This window comes from Kaistella montana, assembly GCF_024436175.1.
Lineage (GTDB): Bacteria > Bacteroidota > Bacteroidia > Flavobacteriales > Weeksellaceae > Kaistella > Kaistella montana.
In genome coordinates this window covers 483,760-508,746 of record NZ_JANFQP010000002.1, presented here as the reverse complement: position 1 = coordinate 508,746, position 24,987 = coordinate 483,760, and the positions used below count along the sequence as shown (strand labels likewise).

Below are 24,987 nucleotides of genomic sequence, written 5' to 3'. Positions count from 1 at the left end.
GCTATTAAATTTCCTTAATTTTGGTCTTTAAATATTACGGCTAAATTAACAAATGTTTTTAGAAAATACAATTAATCACGCAAAACAAAGCGGATGGATGGAAGTTATCTGTGGATCGATGTTTTCGGGGAAAACCGAAGAGCTGATTCGCAGGCTTCGTCGAGCAGAAATGGCAGGACAAAATGTGGAAATTTTCAAACCCAAACTCGATACTCGATATGCCGAGGAAGAGGTAGTTTCCCACAATCAAAACAAGATCAGAAGTACTCCGGTAGAAAGTCCGAACGAGATTTTACTTCTCGGATCGACCTGCGATGTGGTAGGAATTGACGAAGCTCAATTTTTCGATGAAAGCATTGTAGAGGTAGCCAATAAATTGGCCAATAATGGAATACGAGTGGTAATTGCCGGATTGGATATGGATTTTATGGGTCGTCCATTTGGTCCAATGCCCAACCTGATGGCGACTGCTGAATACGTTACCAAAGTCCATGCAATTTGCAAGAGAACGGGAAATTTGGCCAACCATTCGATGCGGATCTCGACCAGCCAAGACTTGGTACAACTCGGAGAAACCGAAAGTTACGAAGCGGTAAGCCGCAAAGTTTTCAACGAAGAATATCTGAACAGAACTAAAAATGAATTATAGCACCCAACAACTTGCTGAAATTACAGGTTCCAAACTTATTGGTGATGGTGAACTTTTGGTAAAAAATATCGATTTTGATAGTCGAAATATTTATTCCCCTGCGAATACGGCTTTCCTTGCGATTAATACTTCTAAGAATTCGGGTGAAAAATACATTCATTCCGCGATTGAGAAGGGAATAAAAATCATTATCTCTGAACATCAAGTTCCTGAAATAGAAAATATTACATGGATTTTGGTGGAAAATTCAGTGCAATTTATTCAGAAACTGGCAAAATATCATTTGTCCCAATATTCTTTAAAAACGGTTGGAATTACCGGTAGCAATGGGAAAACCATCGTCAAAGAATGGCTTTATCAAAGTCTTTTTAATGATTACAAAACGGTAAAGAGTCCGAAAAGTTTTAATTCGCAAATTGGACTTCCTCTTTCTTTATTGCAGATCGGAAAGTGTGACGAAATCGGGATTTTTGAAGTTGGTATTTCCAAGCCTGGAGAAATGGCAACGATGGAAGACATTTTCTCTCCTGAAATCGGCGTTTTGACACATATCGGAGCGGCTCATGCTTCGAATTTTGTGGATGAGGAACAACTTATCGAAGAAAAACTAAAGCTGTTTAAAAACGCTAAAATCATTATTTTTAATGGAGATAACGAACTCGTTTACCGAAAAATAAATGAAGTTTATTCAAGCAAAAGATTAATTTCTTACGGTCTTCAAGATCACAACTCTTTATTCATTAAAAATGATTGGACAGATCGCAGTTCTTCATTAGAAATACAATATTTTGAAGAAGAATTTTTGCTAACTGCACATCAAAGAGATGAAGCGACGCTCAGCAATGCACTTTGCATTATTGCAATTTTGAAAGAATTCAATTTTGAAACCCCACAAATTATCGACAAAATCAACACTTTAAAAGCCATTGAAATGCGGCTCGAAAGTGTAAATGGTGTGCGTAATAATTTGATTATCAACGATTCTTATAATCTGGATTTGGATTCACTAAAAATCGCTTATCAGTTTATCAAAGAATACAATAAACCTAAAAAAACACTGATACTGACGGATTTTGTGGAAGGAAAAGATTCAGAACAGCTTTATCACGAAGTTGCGGAGCTTACCAATCAGCAGCATTTTAGTAAAATATTCCTGATTGGTGAAGAAATTGCTCAATACGAGAAACTTTTCACTGCAGAAACTTATACTTTTGATAACACTAATAAACTTACTGAAAGTCAACAACTTAATCAAATAGAAAACGAACTGATTCTTTTAAAAGGAGCCAGAAAATTCGAAATTGAGAAAGTAAAAAACCATCTTGAACTTCAGAAACACGATACGGTTTTGGAGGTGAATTTAAATGCAATACTCCACAACATCAATATCCATAAAGGTTTGCTAAAGCCTGAAACCAAAATGATGGCGATGGTAAAAGCCTATTCTTACGGTTTGGGTGGATACGAAATTGCGGAATTTCTTCAACATCATCATATCGATTATCTCGGAGTTGCCTACGCAGATGAAGGGGTAGATTTAAGGAAAAACGGGATTACGACGCCGATTATGGTGATGAATCCTGAACAACACAGCTACAATATCATTATCGATTATAATCTAGAACCGGAAATTTATAGCTTCCGAGTTCTCGAACTGTTTAATCAACAGCTTATTCAAAAAGGAATTCAAAAAAAGTATCCTATCCACATCAAACTGGAAACCGGAATGCATCGTCTTGGTTTTAAGAAAGATGAGTTGGATGATCTTATTGAAAAGTTGAAGACGATGAATGTGAAAGTGGAGTCCGTTTTCAGTCATTTATCGTCATCCGATGTTCCGGATGGAGAAGATTATACCTTAGAACAAATTGAAATATTCACGAAAAACTCAGAATATTTGATCAAAGGTCTCCAATATCAGCCGATTCGGCATATCCTCAATACCTCTGGGATTGTGAGTTATGCAGACTATCAATTTGATATGGTAAGAATCGGGATTGGAATGGTAGGAATCTCTTCTAATCCTGCGATAAAACGACAATTGAAAAATGCGGTAACTTTTAAAACCGTTATTTCCCAGATTTCCCATGTGAAAAAAGGCGAATCTGTAGGTTATAACCGCAAATATCAGCCAGAAAAAGATACACAGATTGCTACAATTCCTGTAGGTTATGCCGATGGAATTCCAAGATTGATCGGGAATAAAGTCGGAAATATTGGGATTCATAAAAGATTATTTCCCATTGTAGGAAATGTTTGTATGGATATGATGATGGTCGATATTGAAGATACCCCTGCAAAAGAGGGCGATGAAGTGATTATTTTTAATTCTAATCCTAGTTTAGAAGAATTTGCATATTATTGTCATACAATTCCTTACGAAGTTCTCACTTCGATTTCGAGAAGGGTAAAAAGAATTTATATAAAAGATTAAATGAAAAAGCTCCTCCTACTGATCCTTGCACTGGTTTTTTCGATTCCTTTTAATGCACAAGTAAAGGAAGGATTTACAGTTCCTCCCAATCCTAAGATCGGATTATCATTATCCGGTGGTGGCGCCAAAGGTTTTGCACATATTGGTGTTTTAAAAATTCTGGATTCATTGGGCGTGAAAGTAGATTATATCTCCGGAACCAGCATGGGAGCGATTGTAGGTGGGCTTTACGCATCCGGATATACGGGTAAAGAGATTGAAAAGATCGTTCTCGATACTGATTTTTATAATATTATCGCCAACGAGAAAAACAGAAAGGAAACCACTTTCTTTAATAAATCTGTCGATAAATACATCTTGAATTTGCCCGTAAAGAACGGAAAAATCAATGTAGTTCCTAAAGCGATATCAACGGGTCAGAAAAATATTTATCTGCTCAAAGAACTCTTTAAAAACGTTTCTACTATTGATGATTTCTCCAAATTGCCAATTCCTTTTATGTGCGTTGGAACCAATCTGGAAAGTGGAAAGATGGAAATCTTTGAAAAAGGAGATTTAGTAAGTTCTATTATGGCGAGTTCGGCATTTCCATCGTTGATGGATCCCGTAAAAATAGGAGATTCGCTGTACATTGATGGCGCGATGACGGTGAATTATCCCTCCAAACCTTTAAAAGATAAGGGAATTGATATCGTCATTGGAGTAGATTTAAGTCAAGGGCTTACCAACAGAGAAAAATTACAATCTGCTATCGATATTTTAAATCAGGTTATTGATTTTGGAATTCAGAAAGAAACCAAAAACCAATATCAATATACTGACATTAATATTCATCCTAATTTGGAGGGAATGAGTGCTACGAGTTATGATGCAAAAAAGGCGATTCTGGACTCAGGATATGTAGAAGCGAAGAAATACATTCAACCGCTTTCTTTGCTCCCTAAAAAAGAAGAAATATTGCTTCGTGCGCCTTTAAACTCCGTTTATTCCAACGTTTATAAAATCGATAGTTTAATCCTTGAAAACAATCATATTTTTAAGAAGAATTATGTTCAGGGAAAAATGAATCTACGTGTACCTTCCCTACAGACTTATGGAGGTATCAATAAAATGATTGATAAGTTGTATGCGACCAATAACTATACGCTTATTAATTATGATATTTTGCAAAAAGGAGATTATAATTCTTTAAAATTAACAGTAACAGAAGATGACACCCGGTTTTTCTTAAAATTTGGTTTGCATTATGATGAAGTATTCAAAACCGGATTATTGCTTAATGCTACCGCAAAGCGACTTTTATTCCGAAACTCTATTATTTCATTAGATGTAGTGGTGGGCGATAAACCTCGATATTATTTTAATTATTTCATCGATAATGGATATATCCCGGGATTTGGCGCTTATGCTTCTGGGATGACTCTCGATCTTAATGATATCAATTCCAACGTGTATGAGAAATGGAATTGGCTGCGAAATGAAGTATTTATACAGTCCATTTGGCGCGACAAATATGCAGTAGGTGGTGGAATAAGTCATGATTATTATGAATCCAAAATCCCTGGGGATACCTCTTATACCAATTCTCACAATTTTATCAATGCTTATGTTTTTATTAAAACAGATACCCAAGATGATAAAAGTTTTCCTACCAAAGGATTATTGCTCAATGCTGAAGGAAAAGCCTTGGATTTATTGAATAAAGATCAGGAAGGACGTACCCTACAGATGAAGATTACTTCACAACTCAATTTCCCTCTCTCATCATGGCTTACTTACCGATTAGGTTTGTTTGGAGGAATTACATTAGGAGATCATCTCTCCCCTTATTATCATTATAGAGTGGGTGGAATTTTCGAACAAAACTTGGGGAATTTCGTAAGACTACAAGGATATGAATTCGGTCAAATGGATTCACAAAATATGTTCGTTGCTTCGAATAGCTTACAATTTAATGTATATAAAAACTATTATCTGACTGCTAATTTCAGTATGGCAAATCTGTTTAATGACATCAAAGTAGATGATATTGTACATATTTCTGAATCTTCAGCCGGACTCACTGCTGGTTATAAATCGCCATTCGGACAGATAAAATTCAATTATAGTCATTCATTCACCAATAAAAATAATGTGTTCAGTGTGATACTTGGGCATTGGTTTTAAATTATGATACAATTCTTTTTTGAAAATATTGATACCATTCCACTTTCAGATGCAACAAAAAATTGGCTGATTAATCTTATCACCAATGAACAAAAGAAAGCCGGAGAAATCAACTATGTTTTTTGCGATGATGAATATCTGCTGAAAGTGAACCAAGACTTTCTTCAACACGATTATTATACCGACATCATCACATTCGACTACGTAAAGGGGAAAACGATAGCAGGAGATATTTTCGTATCTTTGCCCCGCATTTCTGAAAATGCTGAATCCCATTCAAAAGATTTTAATTTAGAATTACATCGGGTCTTGGCACATGGAATCCTCCATCTTTGCGGTTATAAAGACAAAACCGAAGAAGAGATTAAAGAAATGCGCAATAAAGAAGACTATTATTTAAATATTCTGTAGGATATTTCAAGTTAAAAAGGCTCTTTTTTTCGTTAAATTTAAAATGATAAAAAGCCTATTAACAATCAATAATTCTACAAAATTTAGGTAATGTTTCACGTGAAACAATCAAAACAAATCACTTCTTATCAAAGATAAAATGATCAACGAAATATACGACGTAATAGTTGTTGGTGCGGGACACGCCGGTTGTGAAGCCGCAGCCGCAGCTGCTAATATGGGCTCGAAAACGCTGCTTGTAACCATGAATATGCAAACCATCGGACAAATGTCTTGTAACCCAGCAATGGGAGGTATTGCAAAAGGACAAATTGTAAGAGAAATCGATGCAATGGGTGGTTATTCCGGAATTGTAGCGGATAAATCTGCTATTCAATTTAAGATGCTCAACCTCTCCAAAGGTCCAGCAATGTGGTCTCCGAGAACCCAAAATGATAGAATGCAATTCGCTGAAGAATGGCGTTTAGCTTTAGAAAACACCCCAAATCTTGACTTTTTCCAAGATATGGTGAAAAGCCTTATTATTGAGAATAACAAGGTTGTAGGGGTAGTCACTTCACTTGGAATTTCAATTAAAGGAAGATCAGTTGTTCTAACAAACGGTACTTTCCTTAATGGACTAATCCATGTTGGTGATAAACAACTCGGAGGCGGTAGAATGGGCGAACCTAGAGCTTTTGGCATCACTGAGCAGTTGGTTTCTTTAGGTTTCGAAGCAGGAAGAATGAAGACAGGAACACCACCAAGAGTAGATGGAAGAAGTTTAGATTATTCTAAAATGGAAGAGCAAAAGGGAGATGAAAATCCGCAGAAATTCTCTTACACAGATACTCCAAAACTTACCAAACAACTCAGTTGTCACATCGTATATACTAACGAAACCGTACATGATATTTTAAGAGAAGGATTCGACAGAAGCCCTATGTTTAACGGTACCATTCAAAGTATCGGTCCGAGATATTGCCCAAGTATTGAAGATAAAATCAACCGTTTTGCAGAAAGAAACCGTCATCAATTGTTTGTAGAACCAGAAGGTTGGAGAACTGTAGAAATCTATGTTAATGGTTTCAGCTCCTCTTTGCCTGAAGATATCCAGATAAAAGCGATGAGACATATTCCAGGATTTGAAAATGTAAAAGTTTTCCGTCCAGGTTATGCGATTGAATATGATTACTTCCCTCCTACTCAACTCTACCATACCTTGGAAACTAAATTGATTGAAAACCTTTATTTTGCGGGGCAAATCAATGGTACAACCGGTTATGAAGAAGCTGCAGGACAAGGTTTAATTGCAGGGATTAACGCTCATAATAAAGTTCACGATAAAGGTGAATTCATCCTCAACAGAGACGAAGCTTATATCGGTGTTTTGATCGATGATTTAATCACCAAAGGAACCGAAGAACCTTACCGAATGTTCACATCCAGAGCTGAATATCGCTTGCTTTTAAGACAAGATAACGCAGATATTCGTTTGACAGAAAAAGCTTACGATTTAGGTTTAGCAAAAGAAGATCGACTTAAAAAAGTTCATGAAAAAGTAGAAAAAAGTAATGAATTAGAACACTTTTTAAAGGAAACTTCGCTAAAACCAGGAATAATCAATCCCATTTTAGCTTCTATAGAATCCTCCCCTGTTGATCAGGCTTATCGTGCTGCGCAAATCCTTACTCGTCCTAATATGACCCTTCATAAATTAGAAGAAATTGACTTTATTAAAGAAGTTTCTGAACAATATGAAGAAGAAATCAAGGAACAAGCAGAAATCAATATCAAATACAAAGGATATATTGAAAAGGAGAAAGAAAACGTAGCAAAACTCAATCGTTTGGAAACCATTAAAATTCCTGAAGATTTTGATTTTACTAAAATAAGTTCTCTTTCTTCTGAAGCCAAACAAAAACTAACAAAAGTACAGCCAAAAACCATTGCTCAAGCAGGAAGAATCAGTGGCGTTTCTCCCGCAGATATCAATGTTTTATTGGTTTATTTAGGTAGATAATTAATCCATTTCAGATAAATGTTTCACGTGAAACCAATCTTTAAAAACTTCAATATTCAACTATTGAAGTTTTCATTTTAAATAGGTTATTTTATGAAAATCAAAGATCATTTCTTGTCTCAGGAAACTTTCGAAATAAAAGAAACTTCAATAAAAGGAGTTTTCAAAACCCACCCTATTCCCGAAAATATAGCTTCCTATTACGAGAGTGAAAATTATATTTCCCATCATCAAGATTCGGGAAGTTTAAAAGAAAAACTATATAAATTTCTACAGAGATTTAATTTAAATTATAAAAGAAATATTCTTGCAAAAGAACTCTATCGAAATGCAAATGTATTGGATTATGGTTGCGGTGCCGGAGAATTTCTGAAATTTATAGAAGAAGATTTCACCACTTTCGGATTCGAACCCAGTGAAGCAGCAAGAAATTTTGCACAGAAAAAACTTCAAAAAACAAAACTTTTGACCGAGATCGATTCATTAGAAAATGGAAGTTTGGATGCCATTACATTATGGCATGTTTTCGAACACATCGAAGATCAGGAAAATATACTGAAGAAATTTCATGATAAATTGAAAGATCATGGTTTATTAATTATCGCCGTTCCGAATCCGAGTTCTTATGATGCAAAAAAATATAAAGAATTCTGGGCAGCTTATGATGTGCCGAGACATATATTTCATTTCACAAAATCGGGAATGGAAAATTTAATGAACAATGAAAATTGGAAAATTAAAAAAATTAAACCACTCCTACTCGATTCATTTTATATCTCGATGTTGAGTGAAAAATATAAAAAATCACCCCTATTTTGGATTAAAGGAATGATTTACGGATCGATTTCTAATTTTAAAGGGTTAAAAAACTACGAATTTTCGAGTTTGATATATGTTATCGAAAAAAAATAGTTTTTCGATTTTTGATAGGTTTCTGAAGGTCAATTTTTAGCCAAATTCGATGTTTTTTTAGAATTTTGGGCTAATGTTTAAAAAAAAAGTTTCCAATGATTTTGGAAACTTTTTTTTTATAATTAAAAATAAATTTAATTGTTGATTGCTTTCACTCCTGGAAGTTCAAGACCTTCCAAACTTTCAAGCATCGCACCTCCACCTGTGGAAACGTAGCTTACTTTATCTGCATAATCGAACTGTTTCACAAATGCAACACTATCTCCTCCTCCAACAAGAGAAAAAGCACCTAACTTGGTAGATTCTGCAATGCTATCTCCTAATGCAACTGTACCTTCAGAGAAATTAGGCATTTCGAAAACTCCGATTGGTCCGTTCCATAAAATGGTTCTGGAATTCATTAAAACATCATGGAATAAATCTCTGGTTTTTGGACCTGCATCCATTCCCATCCATCCATCAGGAATATCATAGATATCGACTACTTTTCTTTCAGCATCATTGTTAAATTCGTCTGCAATCATTGTATCTACAGGTAAACATACTTTTACTTTCAAAGCTTTTGCTTTTTCTAAGATTTCCAACGCAAGACCCATTCTATCTTCTTCAAGCAAAGAATTTCCAATATTTCCACCTAAAGCTTTAATAAAAGTAAAAGCCATACCACCCCCAATAATTAAATTGTTTACAGCAGGTAAAATATTTTCTATAATGGTAATTTTAGTTGAAACTTTAGAACCTCCAAGTATTGCTGTTACGGGTTTTTCACCACTTCCTAAAACTTTATCAATTGCTTCAAGTTCTTTAGCCATCAGTAAACCGAAAAATTTAGTTGAAGGAAAGAATTGAGCAATAACAGCTGTTGAAGCATGTTCTCTGTGGGCAGTTCCAAAAGCATCGTTTACATAAGCATCTGCATATTTGGAAAGCTTTTCAGCAAAGTCTTTGTCACCTGCTTCTTCCTGATCGTAGAATCTAAGGTTTTCCAAAAGTAGAATTTCTCCTGGTTGAAGATCAGCAGTCATATTTTCAGCTTCCTCTCCAATGCAATCTTTACAGAATTTTACAGTTTTTCCTAAAACTTCTTCTATTTCTGGAACGATATTTTTTAAAGAAAACTGTTCAGAAAACTTTCCTTTTGGTCTCCCAAGATGCGTCATCAAAATCACGGATCCTCCATCATTTAATATTTTTTCAATGGTAGGCTTCACTGCTTGAATTCGGGTATTGTCTGTAACTTTCAAGTCGGCACTTTGTGGAACATTAAAATCCACCCTTACCAAGGCTTTTTTATCTTTGAAATTGAAATCATTAATTGTTTTCATAAAAATCTCTGTTTTTTAAGTTTTACAAATTTAAGATTAATTCGCACGATTTAAAATTTAATTTGAGATAAAATTCCACAAACCCCGAAGACTCATTTTATCTACACTATCTTCTTTTTTTAAAAAATAATAAATGAATAGTGTTGTTGTAGTGGACGACTTTGGGGAAAAATAAAATCAATTATTTCACCACATTAATTTCTTCATGAATTCATATATAATTCACATTGCAAGTCATTGATTTTTAACTTAATTTAACATTTACCAACAATTGTGAATAAGTGTCTCACAAAGGTTTTCTTTAAAACACAGTATGGAAAACGACTCTGATTTCTCCCCAAAACTTTCTTTAACATTTTTTAAGAAAGTTGAATTGAATGTTGCAATATGAATTTAATATGAATTAAAAAAGGAATATTTTTAGATACTTATCCACACGAATTGGGAGTTATCCTCACAAGGAATGGGGATTACTTTATTAGCGACTCAAAGAATGTTGTTTAGTTGTTCTGCACTATTATCATTTCATTTCATCCAATTTTTGTGTTTGTTGTATCGAATTTTAAGAAGAATTGAAACCCTATTAATATTAATAATCTTAAATTTGTATAATTTGAAAGTCTGATCAAAAAGAAAAAAATGAAAAAAATAGCTATTGCTTGCGACCACGCAGGTTTCGATTACAAAGAAATCATCAAAAAGCACTTGGAAAATCAATACGAAATTGAAGATTTTGGCACCTATTCCAAAGATTCTGTGGATTATCCGGATTTCGTACATCCAGCAGCAAGTTCCGTAGAAAGCGGAAAAAACGATCTTGGAATTCTCATCTGTGGCAGCGGACAAGGCGTTTCGATTACCGCCAATAAGCATCAGCAAATCCGTTGTGCGCTTTGTTGGGATACTGAATTGGCAGCTTTAGCAAAACAACATAATAATGCTAATATGGTGGCCATTCCGGCAAGATTTATTTCCAGCGAACTAGCGATCAGCATTGTGGAAACTTTCCTTACTACAGAATTTGAGGGAGGAAGACACCAAAACAGAGTGGATAAAATAGCATTTTGCTAATCCATTAAACTTAAAAAATAAATAAATGGCAAAAAAAAGCAAATTTATATCTCATAAAAACAATCATAAACTCCAGGAAATTGGGCGTTTAATTTTGTCTTTTATGAATAAAAACTCCACCAAAATCTACAATTATAAGCAGATTTCTGATGGAATTGATTATAAGAATCCACGGCAACGTGAGCAAGTGATTCAGTCTTTGCACAAACTTATTTCCGATGAAAGAATTAAGGAAGTAGAAAAAGGGAAATACATCATTAACCTGAAAATTGAAGGTACTTTAACAGGAATCATCGACTTCAACCAAGCCGGAAATGCTTATGTAAGAGTGGATGGAATTGATGATGATGTGTTCATTCATTCCAAAAATGTGAAAGATGCGTTGCAAGGTGATAAAGTATTGATTGTAACCTATCATTTCAAAGGCAGAAAACTAGAAGGCTCGGTGTTGGAAGTAATTGAAAGAACCCGCAGCGAATTTGTTGGAACTTTTCAACTGATTAAACATAAAGATTTCGGTTTTGTAGTTTGCGATAAAAAAACGATTAACACTGATATTTTCGTACCAAAAGGTAAAATTGGCGGTGCTGAAGACGGCGATAAAGTCGTTGTAAAAATGACCGATTGGCGACCAGGAGAGAAAAATCCGGAAGGTGAAATCATCAAAGTTTTGGGTGCGCCCGGTGAACATGAAACTGAAATTCACTCTATTCTAGCGGAATATGGGCTACCCTTCACTTTCCCTGAAGAAGTGGAAAAAGAAGCCGACGAAATCGATCGTAGAATTCTGGATTCTGAAGTAGCAAAACGCCGTGATATGCGAAGTATTTGCACTTTTACCATCGATCCAAAAGATGCGAAAGACTTTGATGACGCACTTTCCATCCAGAAATTAGACAATGGAAATTGGGAGATCGGGGTTCATATCGCTGATGTTTCTCATTATGTAATTCCAGGAACTTTATTGGATGATGAAGCCTATGACAGAGCCACTTCCGTTTATTTGGTCGATCGCGTGGTTCCGATGTTGCCCGAAGTTTTGAGTAATGATGTTTGCTCGCTTCGTCCTAATGAAGATAAATATACTTTTTCCGCAGTTTTTGAACTTGATGATCAAGCAAAAGTGGTCAAAGAATGGTTTGGAAGAACCGTTATTCATTCCGATAGAAGATTCAGTTATGAAGAAGCTCAGGAACGAATAGAAACCCAAAGCGGAGATTTGGCGGAAGAAATTCTTACTTTAGATCGATTGGCTAAAATTCTTAGAAAAAAGAGAATTGATAATGGTGCAATCACTTTCGACCGAAGCGAAGTGCGTTTCAACCTTGATGAAAACAGTGAACCAATCGGGGTTTATTTTAAAATCAGCAAAGATTCCAATCATTTAATTGAAGAATTTATGCTTTTGGCGAACCGAAAGGTTTCGGAATTTATTTCCCTGAACCAAAGAGGCGAACCAACCGGAAATACCTTTATTTATCGTATTCACGACGATCCGGATCCTGCAAAATTAGAAGCTTTAAGAGAATTTGTTTCCACTTTTGGGTACAAAATGGATTTGGCAAATACCAAGAAAGTCGCTGAATCTTTAAATAAATTATTGTACGATGTAAAAGGAAAAGGCGAAGAAAATATGATCGAAACATTGGCGATGCGCTCGATGAGCAAGGCCATCTACTCTACCAATCCAATTGGACATTACGGTTTAGGATTCGATTATTATTCGCATTTTACCTCTCCTATCCGCCGATATCCGGATCTTATTGCGCACCGTTTGTTGCAGCATTATCTCGATGGCGGAAAATCTCCAAACAAAGAAGAATACGAAGAAAAAAGCAAGCATTGCAGCTCTATGGAAAGACTTGCAGCCGATGCGGAAAGAGATTCCATTAAATTCATGCAGGTTAAATTCATGGAGAAACATTTGGGCGAAGAATTTACCGGAGTTATTTCAGGCGTTGCCGATTTTGGTTTCTGGGTTCAAATCCCTGAAAACGGCGCTGAAGGATTGATTAAACTTCGTGATTTGATGGACGATTCTTACCAATATGATGCAAAATCTCATGCGGTAATCGGTTCCAGAACCGGCAACCAATATCAGTTGGGCGATGAAGTGAAAATCAAAGTGATGAAAGCCAATTTGATACAGAAACAATTGGACTTTAAAATTATTAATGAATAGGATCATCCATTCAAAACCAATTCATTAATATCTTATCAATTATGATTGAACTTATTTTATCCGCAATTGGCTTAGGAATAATGCTTAGTTTGGTCTTTATCGGGCCCATTTTTTTCCTGCTCATCGAAACCAGTTTTTCGCGCGGTCCGAAACATGCGCTTGCTTTGGATTTAGGCGTGATTACTGCAGATATTGTTTGTATTGTGGCGGCTTTTTTTGCCAGTGCGGATTTGGTGCAACTTATCGATAAACATCCCGGTTTCTATAGAATTACGGCGTTTATTATCCTCATTTACGCGATTTATATGGTGGTTTCCAAAACCAAAATGCATATCGCTGGAGAAGAAAAAATGATCAACCAGAATTATGTTAAAACATTTCTCAATGGCTTTTTCTTTAATATTCTGAATATCGGAGTCGTGTTGTTTTGGTTGGTGACGGTTATTTCCGTGAGAAACGCTTACCCAAAACTCGATGAATTTCTTTTGTACATGAGTTTGGTTGTAGGAACTTACCTTTCCATTGATTTTTTTAAAATCTATCTTGCTAAGCAATTTCACGACAAACTCACTGAAAAACTGGCCAATCAAATCCGAAGAGGTGTAGGTTTTATCTTGGTTGGTTTCAGTATTTTTATTTTTCTTCAAAGCTTTAAAAAGTTCAATCAATTTGATAGAAAACTAGAAGAAGCAGAAAAAACAGAACAAAAAATGAGCAATTAATGAAGCATATCATTTTCCCTAAAAGCTTAAAAAAAGGTGATAAAATCGCCATCATTTCTCCAGCAGGATCTGTGGAAGAATCTCAGTTGGAAAATGGGTTAAAACTCATTCAATCAAAAGGTTATGAACCTATTTTAGGAAAACACCTTTATTCCCAATATTCAAATGGCTATTCTTATGCCGGAACCGAAAAAGAAAGAATTTCCGATATGAATTGGGCTTTCAATGATGATGAAATTTCCGCAATTTGGGCATCCAGAGGAGGTTATGGTTGTCAACATTTGTTGAGGAATTTAAGGCTTTCAAAATTCAGAAAAAATCCGAAATGGTATATTGGTTATTCCGATAATACCGTGATCCAGAGTTATTTACTTAAAAATGGATTTGCTTCTATTCATGGACAAACCATTAAAACTTCAAGTTTCGGAGTTACCGAAGAAAGTTATGATCTGACTTTCGATATTTTACAAGGTAAATTGCCCAAATATTGGATCGAAAAAAGTCCATTTAACAAAGATGGAAATGCGGAAGGCGAATTGGTTGGAGGAAATTTAGCGTTAATCTATGCGTTGCTTGGAACACCCTATTCTTTCAATTTTAAAGATAAAATCCTCTTCATCGAAGACATCGGCGAGAATTATTATGCACTCGACCGAATGATGATTTCCCTTGATTTGGCGGGAGTTTTCAGACAAATTAAAGGTTTAATCGTTGGTGGAATGACCAATATAGGCAACGAAAAAGACAACAAAAATTACGAAGAAAGTTTCGATGAATTTGCCTATCAACTTATTTCCGAAAGGATAAAAAAATACGATTTCCCAGTGATTTTCGGGTTTCCAAATGGACACATTTATGATAATCGTCCGCTGATTATTGGAGGAAAAGCTTCTTTCAAATCCGATAAAAAAGTGGAAATCAATTTCTAATAAAATGGCAGATCACAACGATTTCGGGAAGTTGGCAGAAGATTTGGCCGCAGAATTTTTAGTTAAAAAAGGCTATAAAATTCTCGCAAGAAATTTTCATTTCCAGAAATTGGAGATCGATATCGTTGCCGAATTTCATGAAATGATCATCGTCGCTGAAGTGAAAGCGCGCAGTTATACCACGGTGATTGAACCACAAGAAGCCGTCACCAAAGGGAAAATAAAATCAATCGTTTCGTGCGCCGATTTTTTCATGAGAGAAAGAAACATCGACAAAGAAGTCCGTTTCGATATCATCACGATTGTTCCCGATTCGGACGGTGTGATGCAAATTACCCATATTGAAGACGCTTTTCAGAGCTTTGATGCTCAATAAATAATACAATTTTCTTTTTAAGATATGAAAACAGCACTTATCACCGGAGCTACTTCCGGAATCGGAAAAGCAACCTCAAAATTGCTTGCTAATCAAGGTTTTAAACTTATTATTTGCGGACGACGAACCGAAGTATTAGAAGAATTAAAAGCCGAACTTTCTCAGTTGACCGAAGTTTATACTTTAAGTTTCGACCAAAGAATTTTCAGCGAAGTAGAAAAAGCAATTCTTTCCCTTCCTGAAAGTTTCAAAAACATCGATATTCTCATTAATAATGCCGGAAATGCGCATGGTTTAGAGCCACTTTCTGAAGGAAATATCGAAGATTGGGATGCGATGATGGATGGAAATGTGAAAGGACTTTTGTATGTTTCTAAACTCATTATTCCCGGAATGAAAGCCCAAAATTCAGGGCATATTGTGAATATTTCTTCCGTTGCGGCCAGACAAACTTATGCGAACGGCGTGGTTTATTGCGCTTCGAAAAAAGCTGTGGATGTGATTTCCGACGGAATGCGCCTGGAACTCACCGAATTTGGAATAAAAGTCACCAATATTCAACCCGGTTTGGTGGAAACCGATTTTTCAAAAGTTCGTTTCAAAGGCGATGAAGAGCGTGCAAATACCGTCTATCAAGGTTATAAAGCTTTGGAAGCGAAAGATATAGCCGATGCAATTTCCTATTGTATTAATGCTCCGAAACATGTTGCCATTTCAGATTTAACGATTTATCCAAGTGCGCAAAGTGAACCGAGAACGGTTTATAAAAATTTGTAAAAAAACATTTCATCAATGATTTGATCGTTTTTGAATTCCTAAATTTGCAGAATGAAAATCCTCCACATCGAAACCTCGTCGAAAAACTGTTCCGTTGCCATTTCTGATGGCGAAGAATTGCTTTGTTTGTGCGAAGAAGTTTCAGAAAATTACAAACAATCCGAAAGTCTTCACACCTTTGTGGAATGGGCTTTGGAAGGCGCTGAAATTTCGCTTCATGATTTAAATGCCGTTTCTTTGGGAATGGGACCGGGTTCCTACACCGGTTTGCGCATTGGTTCATCTGCCGCAAAAGGGTTTTGCTACGGACTGAAAATTCCTTTGATTGCCGTAAATTCTATGGAGACGATGATAGAGCCGTTTTTAAACCGCGAATTCGATTTTGTGATTCCATTGCTCGATGCAAGAAGAATGGAGGTTTATACTGCCGTTTTCAACGGGAAAACAGGAGAAATGCTCTCTGAAACCGAAGCGAAAATCTTAGATGAAACCTCTTTTCAGGAGTTTAAGAATAAAAAAGTAGTTTTCGTGGGCGATGGTGCTGCAAAAGCGAAAGAAATTTTGCAACTTCCAAATGCTGAATTTCATGCGAACATCTACCCTTCCGCGAAATTTTTAATTAAGAAATCGGTGGAGAAATTCAATCATCAAGATTTTGAAGATGTCGCTTATTTCGAACCTTTTTATCTGAAAGAATTTCAAGGCGTAAAGAAGAAAAGCAAACCATAAGAGTTAAAAAACGAAAAAAGCGAAGAAAAAACTTCGCTTTTTTTTATTGTTTTTGAGTTGGGTTTCCCACTTGCAAACCTTTTCCAGGTCTTCTTTGTGGTGGTGTAGCATCGTTGTTTGGACTTTGTGGCGGCGTCGAAAGGTTGATGGTTTCGTCCTGAACCCGTGTCGGCGAAGGAGCCGCGTCGTCGTCCTGAATTTGTGGTTTTCCCGGTCCGGAAGATGGGTTTTTATTGCCATTTTCGTCGGTTATTTCCATTACCAAATCACTTTTCAGGTATTTCAGCATTTCTTTGGCTTTTTCCCCTTCTAGCGTTCTGGAATAGTTCAGCGCAATTTGTTCAAGTTGCAAAATCATGATCTCCTTTCCTGCTATTTTTCCGGAATTAAAGGCATTTAATAAAGCGAATTTCGGAACGAGCGCATCTTTCGGATATTTCTCTAAAGCACTTTCGATCAAAGCTTTACTTTCGGCATATTTTTCTTTGCTGTACAAATCGAAAGCTTCGGTGTAAGTTTTTTCCACTTCTTCAGATGATTTGTTGAAAGCATTATTTTTAGGATTTTTCACAAATTCGGCATACGAAGTGTAAGGAAATTCGGTGAGAATCATCTGTTTAGCTCTTTCGCCGGCTGCTGGATTTTCTTCATAATTAAAGGCAAAAATACTGTACAAAGCTTGCAATTTGGTTTCCTCTTCAGGATTCGTATCGACGAGATCGTACAACGTTTTGGTGGCAAGCGGCGTATCGGAAAAGAAGTTTTCATACATTCTTCCGAGTCCTAAACTTGCGGTATCGCGGGCTTTTTTCAGCGCCAGAATTTCTTCGGTTTTGGTAGGAATTTTTTCAATATAGAAACTTGGTTCCAATCTACGCGGATCGGGCGCAGAGGTGATTCCCATCGCTTCATTTTTCAAATCTTCAATGGAATTGCTTCGCGCGGAAGTACGCCAATTGTCGCTTAAACTTCGGTTTCCCCAGATTTGTTTGAAGCTGGCTTCACCTTTGGCAACTGTGCTCAAATTAGCAAAATAGAAACCTCCTTTCGTAGATCCTAATTCCTGAAAACCACTTTCGTTATTGGCAAAAATCGAGTTGGAAGAATAATCTCCGGTATCGAAACCTTTGTTTCTTTCGTTTCTTTTTCGCTCGAGTTCTTCCTTCGCTTCTTTTGCTTTTATGGCTTCAATATGTTTGGTGAAATAGGTGATTTTTTCCGCTTCCGGCATTTTCGTTAATGCCAAAATACTGTCATTTTTCTTGATTAAATAATAATTGGCAGAAACCTGTTTGATGTTGGCTGATTTCTCTTCCAAAAGAATTTTTGAGGGTTGATAAGTCATCACCGCCAATGCGGAATCGTAGTAAGCACCGGCCGAAAGGTAATCGCTTTCTTCGAAAAAATCCTTTCCAATTTCGTAATAATCAAGTCCACGAATTTGCGGATCCGACATTTTTTCCTTCAATGATTGGACATAAAATGCTTTGGCTTCGTCTTTTTTACCGGCTTTATCAGCCATTAAACCCAATGCGTAGTAGAATTCATTTTTTCGGGAAGTGTAAGTTCCTTTTTTGCTGATTTTTTCGATGTATTCTTTTGCACCTTCGTAATCGTCTTTTCCATTGAAGGTTTTGGCGATTTCGATTTGCGATTTTACTTCAAATTCGAAATTATTGGCGTTTTTGTAAGCCGAAACAAAGCTTTCTCTCGCTTCTTCATTTTTTCCCAAATTGGCTAGAATTTGACCTCTTAAAAAAGCAATTCTGCTTCTTAGTTTTCTGTTTTTATTCAGTGCATACGCATCTTCGAGTTCAGTAATTGCTGCTTCCTTTTTTCCTGATTTCAAAAGCATTTCAGAGTAATAAAGACTGAGCAATTTCTGATAATCTTTCTTAACTTTATCTTTTTTTACTTCAGCGAAAACCTCTTCTGCTCTTGGGAAATCTACCATTTTTGAGTAAGCCAAACCTTGATAAATTTTAGCCAATGGAAGTCGTTTATCTTTTTTCATGTTCGAAAAAATATAATTTAATCCGTCCAAAGCTTCCAAAGGTTTGTTGTTATAAATTCTAGCTTGCGCGAGCAAAATATGGGCATCGAAAATCTTTTTGTTTTTTTCGTCGCCACCTTTCATTACCGAATATTTTGAGATGGCTTTCAATGCTTTAGCCTCAGAAATTTCAAGAATCGAAGCACCTGCTTTTACGCCGGCATCGGAATTATTTCTTCCTGGAGCACCCGGAACACCTGGACCATTCGAACCTTGGTTTCCCGGAACTGGATCGTCACCAAACATTCCGCTCGATTGCAAATCGGTTCCCAAAGGTTGCTCATCATAAGTTAAAAGCTGAATATAAGGCGCATAAAAATTGTCTTGATGCGCTTGATCGCGGTTTTTCAGCTCGGTTTGCAGGGCATCTTTGCTGTTGAAAAGCGTGTTATAATAGGAGAAAAATCCTTTCATAAAGGTAGAATCGTTGTTCTTTTTCCTTGTAGAACAGGAGTTGAAAACGGTGATTGCTAAAAGAAAGTAGATGGTTTTTTTCATTATTTGATAATAACTTGTAAATCGGCATTTTAGTATAAAATTGCTGATTAATTTTTGTAAAAATAAAGAATTTTTAGTTTCACCCTTTATTTATTGAAAATCTTTTAACAGCGCATAAACCAAATGGGTAGGAAGTCCCATAATCGTATAAAAACTCCCGTTTATTTTCTTGATTTTTGCCATTCCGAACCATTCCTGAACGCCGTAGCTTCCGGCTTTATCGAAAGGTTTGCAACGGTTGATATAGTCGCTGATTTCTTCTTCCGTCAAAATATCGGTTTCTACTTGCGCAATATCGGTCACGGAAACAGTTTTTTTCGTGCTTCGAAGCGTGATTCCTGTGAGAACTTGATGCGTTTTTCCCGAAAGTTTGCGAAGCATTTCTTTGGCGTCGTTTTCGTCTTTTGGTTTTCCGAGAATTTCGTTTTCTATCGCAACAATCGTATCTGCGGTGATTAGGATTTCGTTTTCTGCCAGATTTTGATAGGCATTCGATTTCAGTTCAGAAAGGTATTCCGCGATTTTTTCTACTTCTAAATCTTCAGGATAAATTTCATCACAATCGACTTTTACCGTTTCAAATTCAAGGTTTAAGCTGGTTAAAAGTTCTTTTCTTCTTGGTGAATTGGAGGCTAGTAATATTTTCATCATTAAATTTTAAGTGCTTCTGGTGTCATCTTCCAGCCATTTTCCTTGAACTTTCATTACTTGTTCGATGACGTCGCGAACGGCACCTTTTCCACCTTCGATTGGGGAAATATATGCTGAAATGGCTTTCACTTCCGGAACGGAATTTTTCGGACAAGTTGAAATTCCGGAAGCTTTCATCATTTTGATGTCCGGTAAATCGTCGCCCATCGTCAAAATTTCATCATCAAGAAGTCCATATTTTTGTTTGAATTCTTCGTATTTCACCATTTTATCTGAGATTTTGGCGTGATATTCCGTAATTCCAAGATAATTGATTCGGTTTCTGACCGCAGGATCGTCGCCACCGGTGATCACGCAGATTTTGTAATCATTTTTCACGGCTTTTACCACGGCGTAACCGTCCAAAACATTCATCACGCGGCACATGCTTTTGTCCGGCATTAGATAAACGCTTCCGTCGGTGAAAACCCCGTCTACATCGAATACAAAGGCTTTTATGTTTTTTAATTTTAATTTATAGCTCATACATTTTCTTTATCGATTCGTTGATGGTTTTGTAAATTTTCAGATGTTCTTCATCTTTAATTAAAACTTCATGAAGCGCCAAAACTCTTTGGTCATTTCTCACCGCCGGACCAGTTTGGGCAGATTTTGGTTCAATTTCATGGATTTTTTGAACGGTTTCATCAATTAATGGCAAGAAATACTCAAAAGGAATATTCTGGGAATCCGAAATTTCTTTAGCTCTCGCAAAAAGATGATTAACAAAATTGCAGGCAAAAACTGCGGTGAGGTGAATGTATTTTCTTTTTTCATAATCGGAAACTGTTACTTTTTTCGAAATTTGAAACGCAAGATTTCTCAGCACTTCTAAATCTTCCGCATTTTCAGCTTCTACAAAAAACGGAATTTCTTCGTACTGAAGTTCCTTCGATTTGGAGAAAGTTTGCAGCGGGTAAAAACTTGCTTTTCGGTAATTTCCTTGAAGAATTTCTTTGGGCAAAGAGCCGGAAGTGTGTGCTACCAAAGCGTTTTCATTAAGAATTTTAGCAGAAATAGTTTCTACTGAATCATCATTTACCGAGATCAGATACAAATCCGCTTGGGCAATTTCTGATGTGGAAAAAGGAATTTTAAATTCTTCTGAAATTTCTTTCAAAGCCCTTTCGTTGCGACCAAAAACTTGAGAAATTGGGATTTCTTTCTGTGTAAAAGCTTTTGCCAAATGATAAGCCACGTTGCCGGACCCGATGATTACAATCTTCATTGAAATTTAATTATTAACAAAGATAATTATTTTGCTTTGGACTAAAAATTGAAATACCTATTTAACTTTTAAGTAAATTTACCATCAAAATCCCGAAAGCATCTCAATGAAGATCCAGGAAAGCGAAATTATCGAGCTGATGTCTAGCGAAAAAACCCGTGAAAAGGGAGTTCGCCAGATGATGGATGCTTACCAGAGCAGGTTGTATTGGCATATCAGAAGAATTGTGGTAGACCATGAATTGGCGCAGGATACGTTGCAGGATTCTTTCATTAAAGCGTACCAGAATTTTCATCAGTTTAAGCAAGACAGTCAATTGTACACTTGGCTTTACCGAATCGCAACCAATGAAGCTTTGCAACAGCTGAAAAAGGCGAAAAGAATGCAAAAATCGGATGAAGAAACCGATCATCACTTGCAAAATCTGGTTGCGGATAATGTTTCTGCAGAGGCAGAAGAAATACAGGTTTTGTTGCAAAAGGCGATTCATTCGTTGCCGGAAAAGCAGAAATTGGTTTTTAGCATGAGATATTACGATGATTTGCCTTACGAAGAAATCTCGAAAATTCTCGATATGTCGGTGGGAACATTGAAAACCAATTACCACTACGCGAAACAAAAAGTTGAAGATTACATCAAAGCAAATTATACCGAATAAGATTTATTTGATAAAATTTGAAAACCACATTTTAAGATGAAAAATTTAGATATAGAAAATTTAGAACGTAAAAATATTTACAAAGTTCCCGACGAAAGTTTCTTTGCGGAAATGCAGGCGAAAGTTTTGCAAGAAACCGCGCCAAAAAAAGAAACAAAAGTGGTGAAATTGAATTGGGTATATGCCGCTGCTGCCGCTGTTGCGATGGTTTTCGGAATCACATTTGTCATGAATCAAAATGAAACGACCGCAAACCAGAATTTGATGACTACTCAAGTTTCGAATGAAAAAGCTGATGCTGTAAGCGTTTCAGAATCAATCGATAAACCTGAAAATGAAGCAACAATTGCTTATCAAACTTTGCAGAATGATTTAACTTCTACAGAGGAAATTCATCCAAAAGAAGACGAAGCTCAAGTGAAAGTTGTTGATCATCAAGAAACAAAAGCCGTTGCAGCTAAGAATGTGAAAACAGCAGTTCAAACTCCGGAAGTTCAGGTAGATCAAATTCTCTCGAGTTTTACATCGGCTGAATTGGCAGATTTAGGAAATAATGCGGAACAGGACATTTATTTGGATCTGTATAACTAAAACGAAAGCAGAAATGAAAAAGATTTTATTTTTAGTATTCACTCTTTTATTGGCATCTCAGAACAGTTTTGCACAAGAGCAGAAGTACGATTGGAAGAAAATGAAGCCGGAGCAAAGAAAAGAACTCATCCAGAATATGAGTCCCGATGATCGAATGAAGTTGCTGAAACAGTTCCGAGAAAATATGATGGTTGAAGAACTGGAAGTTTCGGAAGAGGAACAAAATGAGTTTAAAAATCTTTTTGCTGAATATCAGGAAAAGCAAAATGAGATTAAAAGCAGATTCAAACCCAGCGAAGATTATGATAATATGAGCGATGATGAGGCAAAACGAAGACTCAATGAAAGCTTCGAAATTGGGCAACAGCTTTTGGATAACAGAAAATTATATTCGCAAAAATTCATGAGGGTCATCAAACCACAACAAGTGTTGCAGATGTACCAAACCGAAGGAAAAATGCGAAACAAAATATTAGACAAAAAACAAGACGGATCCGGGAAAACCAATCCGCAGCGCAGGCGACCATAATAGTTTATTTTTTTAATGTTTGAGCGACCTCTGTAATTTTTTTGCAGAGGTCGTTCTATTTTTGTCCCAAAACAAACAGTTTTAGCCAATTTCTGATGAATGATTTTTGAAATCAAAGCAATTTTAAACATTCAACACAATCCACCAAAAAATACTAAATTTGCAACCTATCAAGAATTGAATGAAAAACATACGAAACTTTTGCATCATTGCACATATCGACCACGGGAAATCTACTTTGGCAGACCGACTTTTGGAATATACTAATACCGTTACCCAAAGAGAATTGCAGTCGCAAACCTTGGATGACATGGATTTGGAAAAAGAGCGCGGAATTACCATAAAATCTCACGCGATACAAATGGATTATGAGCTGGATGGAGAAAAATATGTTCTCAACCTGATCGACACTCCAGGACACGTGGATTTCTCCTACGAAGTATCCCGTTCTATCGCTGCTTGCGAAGGTGCGCTTCTGATTGTAGATGCTGCACAAAGCATTCAGGCACAAACGATTAGTAATTTATATTTGGCATTGGAAAATGATTTAACGATTATTCCGATTCTCAATAAAATCGATTTGCCATCTGCAAATCCGGAAGAAGTTACGGATGAGATTATGAATCTTATCGGTTGCGATTACGAAGATGTTCTTCGTGTTTCCGGGAAAACTGGCGAAGGGGTGCATGAACTTTTGGAGCAAATTGTAAAAAGAATTCCGGCTCCGGTTGGGAATGAAGATGGGCCGCTTCAAGCGCTGATTTTTGATTCTGTTTATAATCCTTTCCGAGGAATTGAAGCTTATTTTAAAGTGGTGAATGGAAGCATCAAAAAAGGTCAACGCATTAAATTTATGGCGACCAACAAGATGTATGAAGCCGATGAAGTGGGAACTTTAAAACTAAAACAAGCACCAAAAAAAGAAATTAAAACAGGAGACGTAGGTTATATTATTTCCGGGATTAAAGACGCTCGAGAAGTAAAAGTTGGTGACACGATTACGACTTTCGAGAACGGTGCTGAAGCTCCAATCGAAGGTTTTGAAGAGGTGAAACCCATGGTTTTTGCCGGGATTTATCCGATAGAATCTGAAGATTTTGAAGAATTGAGATTTTCTTTGGAAAAATTAAGATTAAATGACGCATCACTTGTTTTCGAACCGGAAAGTTCTGCAGCATTAGGATTCGGTTTCCGTTGCGGATTCCTTGGAATGCTTCACATGGAAATCGTTCAGGAAAGACTCGACAGAGAGTTCAATATGGACGTGATTACCACCGTTCCAAACGTTTCTTACCATGGATATACCAAAAAAGAACCCGAAAAAGCGATCCTCATCAATAACCCTTCAGAAATGATGGATCCGACGACGATGGATCGGGTAGAAGAACCATTTATTAAAGCAACCATCATCACCAAATCCGAATTTGTAGGTCCGGTAATGACTTTATGTATCGAAAAAAGAGGCGAAATCGTCAACCAAAGTTATCTGACTTCGGAAAGGGTAGAGCTGGTTTTCAATATGCCATTGGCGGAAGTTGTTTTTGATTTTTATGACCGATTGAAATCGATTTCAAAAGGTTATGCGTCATTCGATTACCATCCGATCGGTTTCAAACCATCCAAGCTTGTTAAAATGGATATTTTGATCAATGGCGATATGGTGGATGCGCTTTCATCATTAATTCACGACAGCAACGCGTATTATATCGGAAAAAGGATGTGCGAAAAACTCCGCGAATTGATTCCGAGACAACAATTTGATATTGCCGTTCAGGCCGCTTTAGGAACCAAAGTAATCGCCAGAGAAACCATCAAGGCATTAAGAAAAGACGTTACCGCAAAATGTTACGGTGGTGATATTTCCAGAAAGCGTAAACTCTTAGAAAAGCAGAAAGAAGGAAAGAAAAAAATGAAGCAGATTGGTAGGGTAGAGGTTCCGCAATCTGCATTTATGGCGGTTTTGAAGTTGAATGATTAAATCAATAGATTCAAGATTTCAAGATTTCAGATCCAAGAATCAAGATAAATAAAATCCGCAGAAATTGTTTCTGTGGA

At 36.4% G+C, this 24,987-nt stretch carries 22 protein-coding genes; 17 read left to right on the top strand and 5 right to left on the bottom strand.

Going from position 1 to position 24,987, the window contains the following annotated elements; all coding sequences use genetic code 11:
- The first annotated feature begins 52 nt into the window (after window positions 1-52).
- From NOV28_RS08560 to NOV28_RS08535, 6 genes are all read left to right on the top strand, one after another.
- Window positions 53-649, top strand: coding sequence for a thymidine kinase (locus tag NOV28_RS08560; protein WP_255929758.1), 597 nt, complete (start codon window positions 53-55; stop codon window positions 647-649).
- Window positions 639-3,083 (top strand): bifunctional UDP-N-acetylmuramoyl-tripeptide:D-alanyl-D-alanine ligase/alanine racemase, encoded by a 2,445-nt coding sequence (locus NOV28_RS08555; RefSeq protein ID WP_255929756.1) that lies wholly within the window; start codon window positions 639-641, stop codon window positions 3,081-3,083. Before NOV28_RS08560 ends, NOV28_RS08555 begins: the two co-directional genes overlap by 11 nt.
- Window positions 3,084-5,249, top strand: coding sequence for a patatin-like phospholipase family protein (locus tag NOV28_RS08550; protein WP_255929754.1), 2,166 nt, complete (start codon window positions 3,084-3,086; stop codon window positions 5,247-5,249). It begins immediately after the preceding gene.
- A gap of 3 nt (window positions 5,250-5,252) precedes the next feature.
- A complete protein-coding gene (ybeY, locus tag NOV28_RS08545; protein WP_255929752.1) occupies window positions 5,253-5,660 on the top strand; it encodes an rRNA maturation RNase YbeY in 408 nt (135 codons plus the stop codon).
- A 139-nt stretch (window positions 5,661-5,799) separates the two neighbouring features.
- Window positions 5,800-7,662 carry a tRNA uridine-5-carboxymethylaminomethyl(34) synthesis enzyme MnmG gene (gene mnmG / locus NOV28_RS08540; RefSeq protein ID WP_255929744.1) on the top strand — a complete coding sequence of 621 codons (1,863 nt, stop codon included), beginning with the start codon at window positions 5,800-5,802 and terminating at the stop codon, window positions 7,660-7,662.
- Between the two features lie 93 nt (window positions 7,663-7,755).
- On the top strand, window positions 7,756-8,574 hold the full coding sequence (locus NOV28_RS08535) for a class I SAM-dependent methyltransferase (protein WP_255929742.1): 819 nt from the start codon (window positions 7,756-7,758) through the stop codon (window positions 8,572-8,574).
- A 134-nt stretch (window positions 8,575-8,708) separates the two neighbouring features.
- Here the strand turns inward: NOV28_RS08535 and NOV28_RS08530 are convergent, their stop codons facing one another.
- On the bottom strand, window positions 8,709-9,899 hold the full coding sequence (locus NOV28_RS08530) for a phosphoglycerate kinase (protein WP_255929740.1): 1,191 nt from the start codon (window positions 9,897-9,899) through the stop codon (window positions 8,709-8,711).
- 639 nt (window positions 9,900-10,538) lie between these two features.
- Between NOV28_RS08530 and rpiB the strand changes: the two genes are divergently transcribed.
- Genes rpiB through tsaB form a run of 7 tightly spaced genes read left to right on the top strand, consistent with a single transcriptional unit; the run spans window position 10,539 to window position 16,685 of the window.
- On the top strand, window positions 10,539-10,970 hold the full coding sequence (gene rpiB, locus NOV28_RS08525; protein ID WP_255929738.1) for a ribose 5-phosphate isomerase B: 432 nt from the start codon (window positions 10,539-10,541) through the stop codon (window positions 10,968-10,970).
- 25 nt (window positions 10,971-10,995) lie between these two features.
- Window positions 10,996-13,152, top strand: a complete 2,157-nt coding sequence (gene rnr / locus NOV28_RS08520) for a ribonuclease R (RefSeq protein ID WP_255929736.1) — start codon at window positions 10,996-10,998, stop codon at window positions 13,150-13,152.
- A gap of 41 nt (window positions 13,153-13,193) precedes the next feature.
- Window positions 13,194-13,874 carry a LysE family translocator gene (locus NOV28_RS08515; RefSeq protein WP_255929735.1) on the top strand — a complete coding sequence of 227 codons (681 nt, stop codon included), beginning with the start codon at window positions 13,194-13,196 and terminating at the stop codon, window positions 13,872-13,874.
- Window positions 13,874-14,803 carry a S66 peptidase family protein gene (locus NOV28_RS08510; RefSeq protein WP_255929733.1) on the top strand — a complete coding sequence of 310 codons (930 nt, stop codon included), beginning with the start codon at window positions 13,874-13,876 and terminating at the stop codon, window positions 14,801-14,803. Before NOV28_RS08515 ends, NOV28_RS08510 begins: the two co-directional genes overlap by 1 nt.
- Before the next feature lie 4 nt (window positions 14,804-14,807).
- On the top strand, window positions 14,808-15,179 hold the full coding sequence (locus NOV28_RS08505; RefSeq protein WP_255929731.1) for a YraN family protein: 372 nt from the start codon (window positions 14,808-14,810) through the stop codon (window positions 15,177-15,179).
- A gap of 24 nt (window positions 15,180-15,203) precedes the next feature.
- Window positions 15,204-15,956 carry an SDR family NAD(P)-dependent oxidoreductase gene (locus NOV28_RS08500; protein WP_255929729.1) on the top strand — a complete coding sequence of 251 codons (753 nt, stop codon included), beginning with the start codon at window positions 15,204-15,206 and terminating at the stop codon, window positions 15,954-15,956.
- A gap of 51 nt (window positions 15,957-16,007) precedes the next feature.
- Window positions 16,008-16,685 carry a tRNA (adenosine(37)-N6)-threonylcarbamoyltransferase complex dimerization subunit type 1 TsaB gene (tsaB, locus tag NOV28_RS08495; protein WP_255929722.1) on the top strand — a complete coding sequence of 226 codons (678 nt, stop codon included), beginning with the start codon at window positions 16,008-16,010 and terminating at the stop codon, window positions 16,683-16,685.
- Between the two features lie 43 nt (window positions 16,686-16,728).
- Here tsaB and porW read toward each other — a convergent pair whose 3' ends face one another.
- The 4 genes from porW to NOV28_RS08475 all read right to left on the bottom strand — a co-directional run bounded on the left by porW (window position 16,729) and on the right by NOV28_RS08475 (window position 21,154).
- Entirely contained in the window at window positions 16,729-19,236 is a 2,508-nt protein-coding gene (gene porW, locus NOV28_RS08490) for a type IX secretion system periplasmic lipoprotein PorW/SprE (protein ID WP_255929720.1), read from the bottom strand.
- A 90-nt stretch (window positions 19,237-19,326) separates the two neighbouring features.
- Window positions 19,327-19,884, bottom strand: coding sequence for a Maf family protein (locus NOV28_RS08485; protein WP_255930390.1), 558 nt, complete (start codon window positions 19,882-19,884; stop codon window positions 19,327-19,329).
- A 9-nt stretch (window positions 19,885-19,893) separates the two neighbouring features.
- Entirely contained in the window at window positions 19,894-20,412 is a 519-nt protein-coding gene (locus NOV28_RS08480; RefSeq protein WP_255929718.1) for a KdsC family phosphatase, read from the bottom strand.
- The gene (locus tag NOV28_RS08475) at window positions 20,402-21,154 is read right to left on the bottom strand and encodes a Rossmann-like and DUF2520 domain-containing protein (protein WP_255929716.1); all 753 of its coding nucleotides are present in this window, start codon (window positions 21,152-21,154) and stop codon (window positions 20,402-20,404) included. The genes NOV28_RS08480 and NOV28_RS08475 overlap by 11 nt, the downstream gene beginning before the upstream one ends.
- A gap of 106 nt (window positions 21,155-21,260) precedes the next feature.
- Here NOV28_RS08475 and NOV28_RS08470 point away from each other — a divergent pair, with 106 nt between their 5' ends.
- The 4 genes from NOV28_RS08470 to lepA all read left to right on the top strand — a co-directional run bounded on the left by NOV28_RS08470 (window position 21,261) and on the right by lepA (window position 24,910).
- On the top strand, window positions 21,261-21,812 hold the full coding sequence (locus tag NOV28_RS08470) for an RNA polymerase sigma factor (protein ID WP_255929714.1): 552 nt from the start codon (window positions 21,261-21,263) through the stop codon (window positions 21,810-21,812).
- A gap of 36 nt (window positions 21,813-21,848) precedes the next feature.
- Entirely contained in the window at window positions 21,849-22,403 is a 555-nt protein-coding gene (locus NOV28_RS08465; RefSeq protein ID WP_255929712.1) for a hypothetical protein, read from the top strand.
- Between the two features lie 13 nt (window positions 22,404-22,416).
- A complete protein-coding gene (locus NOV28_RS08460) occupies window positions 22,417-22,932 on the top strand; it encodes a hypothetical protein (RefSeq protein ID WP_255929710.1) in 516 nt (171 codons plus the stop codon).
- Between the two features lie 181 nt (window positions 22,933-23,113).
- Window positions 23,114-24,910 carry a translation elongation factor 4 gene (gene lepA / locus NOV28_RS08455; RefSeq protein WP_255929708.1) on the top strand — a complete coding sequence of 599 codons (1,797 nt, stop codon included), beginning with the start codon at window positions 23,114-23,116 and terminating at the stop codon, window positions 24,908-24,910.
- The last annotated feature ends 77 nt before the right edge of the window (window positions 24,911-24,987 follow it).

What these genes read in the sequence shown, in the direction of transcription:
- lepA (WP_255929708.1), top strand. Translation starts at nt 23,114, where the DNA reads ATGAAAAACATACGAAACTTTTGCATCATTGCACATATCGACCACGGG.
- NOV28_RS08560 (WP_255929758.1), top strand. Translation starts at nt 53, where the DNA reads ATGTTTTTAGAAAATACAATTAATCACGCAAAACAAAGCGGATGGATG.
- porW (WP_255929720.1), bottom strand. Translation starts at nt 19,236, where the DNA reads ATGAAAAAAACCATCTACTTTCTTTTAGCAATCACCGTTTTCAACTCC.
- NOV28_RS08505 (WP_255929731.1), top strand. Translation starts at nt 14,808, where the DNA reads ATGGCAGATCACAACGATTTCGGGAAGTTGGCAGAAGATTTGGCCGCA.
- NOV28_RS08515 (WP_255929735.1), top strand. Translation starts at nt 13,194, where the DNA reads ATGATTGAACTTATTTTATCCGCAATTGGCTTAGGAATAATGCTTAGT.
- rpiB (WP_255929738.1), top strand. Translation starts at nt 10,539, where the DNA reads ATGAAAAAAATAGCTATTGCTTGCGACCACGCAGGTTTCGATTACAAA.
- NOV28_RS08465 (WP_255929712.1), top strand. Translation starts at nt 21,849, where the DNA reads ATGAAAAATTTAGATATAGAAAATTTAGAACGTAAAAATATTTACAAA.
- NOV28_RS08480 (WP_255929718.1), bottom strand. Translation starts at nt 20,412, where the DNA reads ATGAGCTATAAATTAAAATTAAAAAACATAAAAGCCTTTGTATTCGAT.
- NOV28_RS08510 (WP_255929733.1), top strand. Translation starts at nt 13,874, where the DNA reads ATGAAGCATATCATTTTCCCTAAAAGCTTAAAAAAAGGTGATAAAATC.
- NOV28_RS08475 (WP_255929716.1), bottom strand. Translation starts at nt 21,154, where the DNA reads ATGAAGATTGTAATCATCGGGTCCGGCAACGTGGCTTATCATTTGGCA.
- mnmG (WP_255929744.1), top strand. Translation starts at nt 5,800, where the DNA reads ATGATCAACGAAATATACGACGTAATAGTTGTTGGTGCGGGACACGCC.
- NOV28_RS08550 (WP_255929754.1), top strand. Translation starts at nt 3,084, where the DNA reads ATGAAAAAGCTCCTCCTACTGATCCTTGCACTGGTTTTTTCGATTCCT.
- NOV28_RS08485 (WP_255930390.1), bottom strand. Translation starts at nt 19,884, where the DNA reads ATGAAAATATTACTAGCCTCCAATTCACCAAGAAGAAAAGAACTTTTA.
- NOV28_RS08500 (WP_255929729.1), top strand. Translation starts at nt 15,204, where the DNA reads ATGAAAACAGCACTTATCACCGGAGCTACTTCCGGAATCGGAAAAGCA.
- NOV28_RS08530 (WP_255929740.1), bottom strand. Translation starts at nt 9,899, where the DNA reads ATGAAAACAATTAATGATTTCAATTTCAAAGATAAAAAAGCCTTGGTA.
- NOV28_RS08535 (WP_255929742.1), top strand. Translation starts at nt 7,756, where the DNA reads ATGAAAATCAAAGATCATTTCTTGTCTCAGGAAACTTTCGAAATAAAA.
- ybeY (WP_255929752.1), top strand. Translation starts at nt 5,253, where the DNA reads ATGATACAATTCTTTTTTGAAAATATTGATACCATTCCACTTTCAGAT.
- NOV28_RS08555 (WP_255929756.1), top strand. Translation starts at nt 639, where the DNA reads ATGAATTATAGCACCCAACAACTTGCTGAAATTACAGGTTCCAAACTT.
- tsaB (WP_255929722.1), top strand. Translation starts at nt 16,008, where the DNA reads ATGAAAATCCTCCACATCGAAACCTCGTCGAAAAACTGTTCCGTTGCC.
- NOV28_RS08460 (WP_255929710.1), top strand. Translation starts at nt 22,417, where the DNA reads ATGAAAAAGATTTTATTTTTAGTATTCACTCTTTTATTGGCATCTCAG.
- rnr (WP_255929736.1), top strand. Translation starts at nt 10,996, where the DNA reads ATGGCAAAAAAAAGCAAATTTATATCTCATAAAAACAATCATAAACTC.
- NOV28_RS08470 (WP_255929714.1), top strand. Translation starts at nt 21,261, where the DNA reads ATGAAGATCCAGGAAAGCGAAATTATCGAGCTGATGTCTAGCGAAAAA.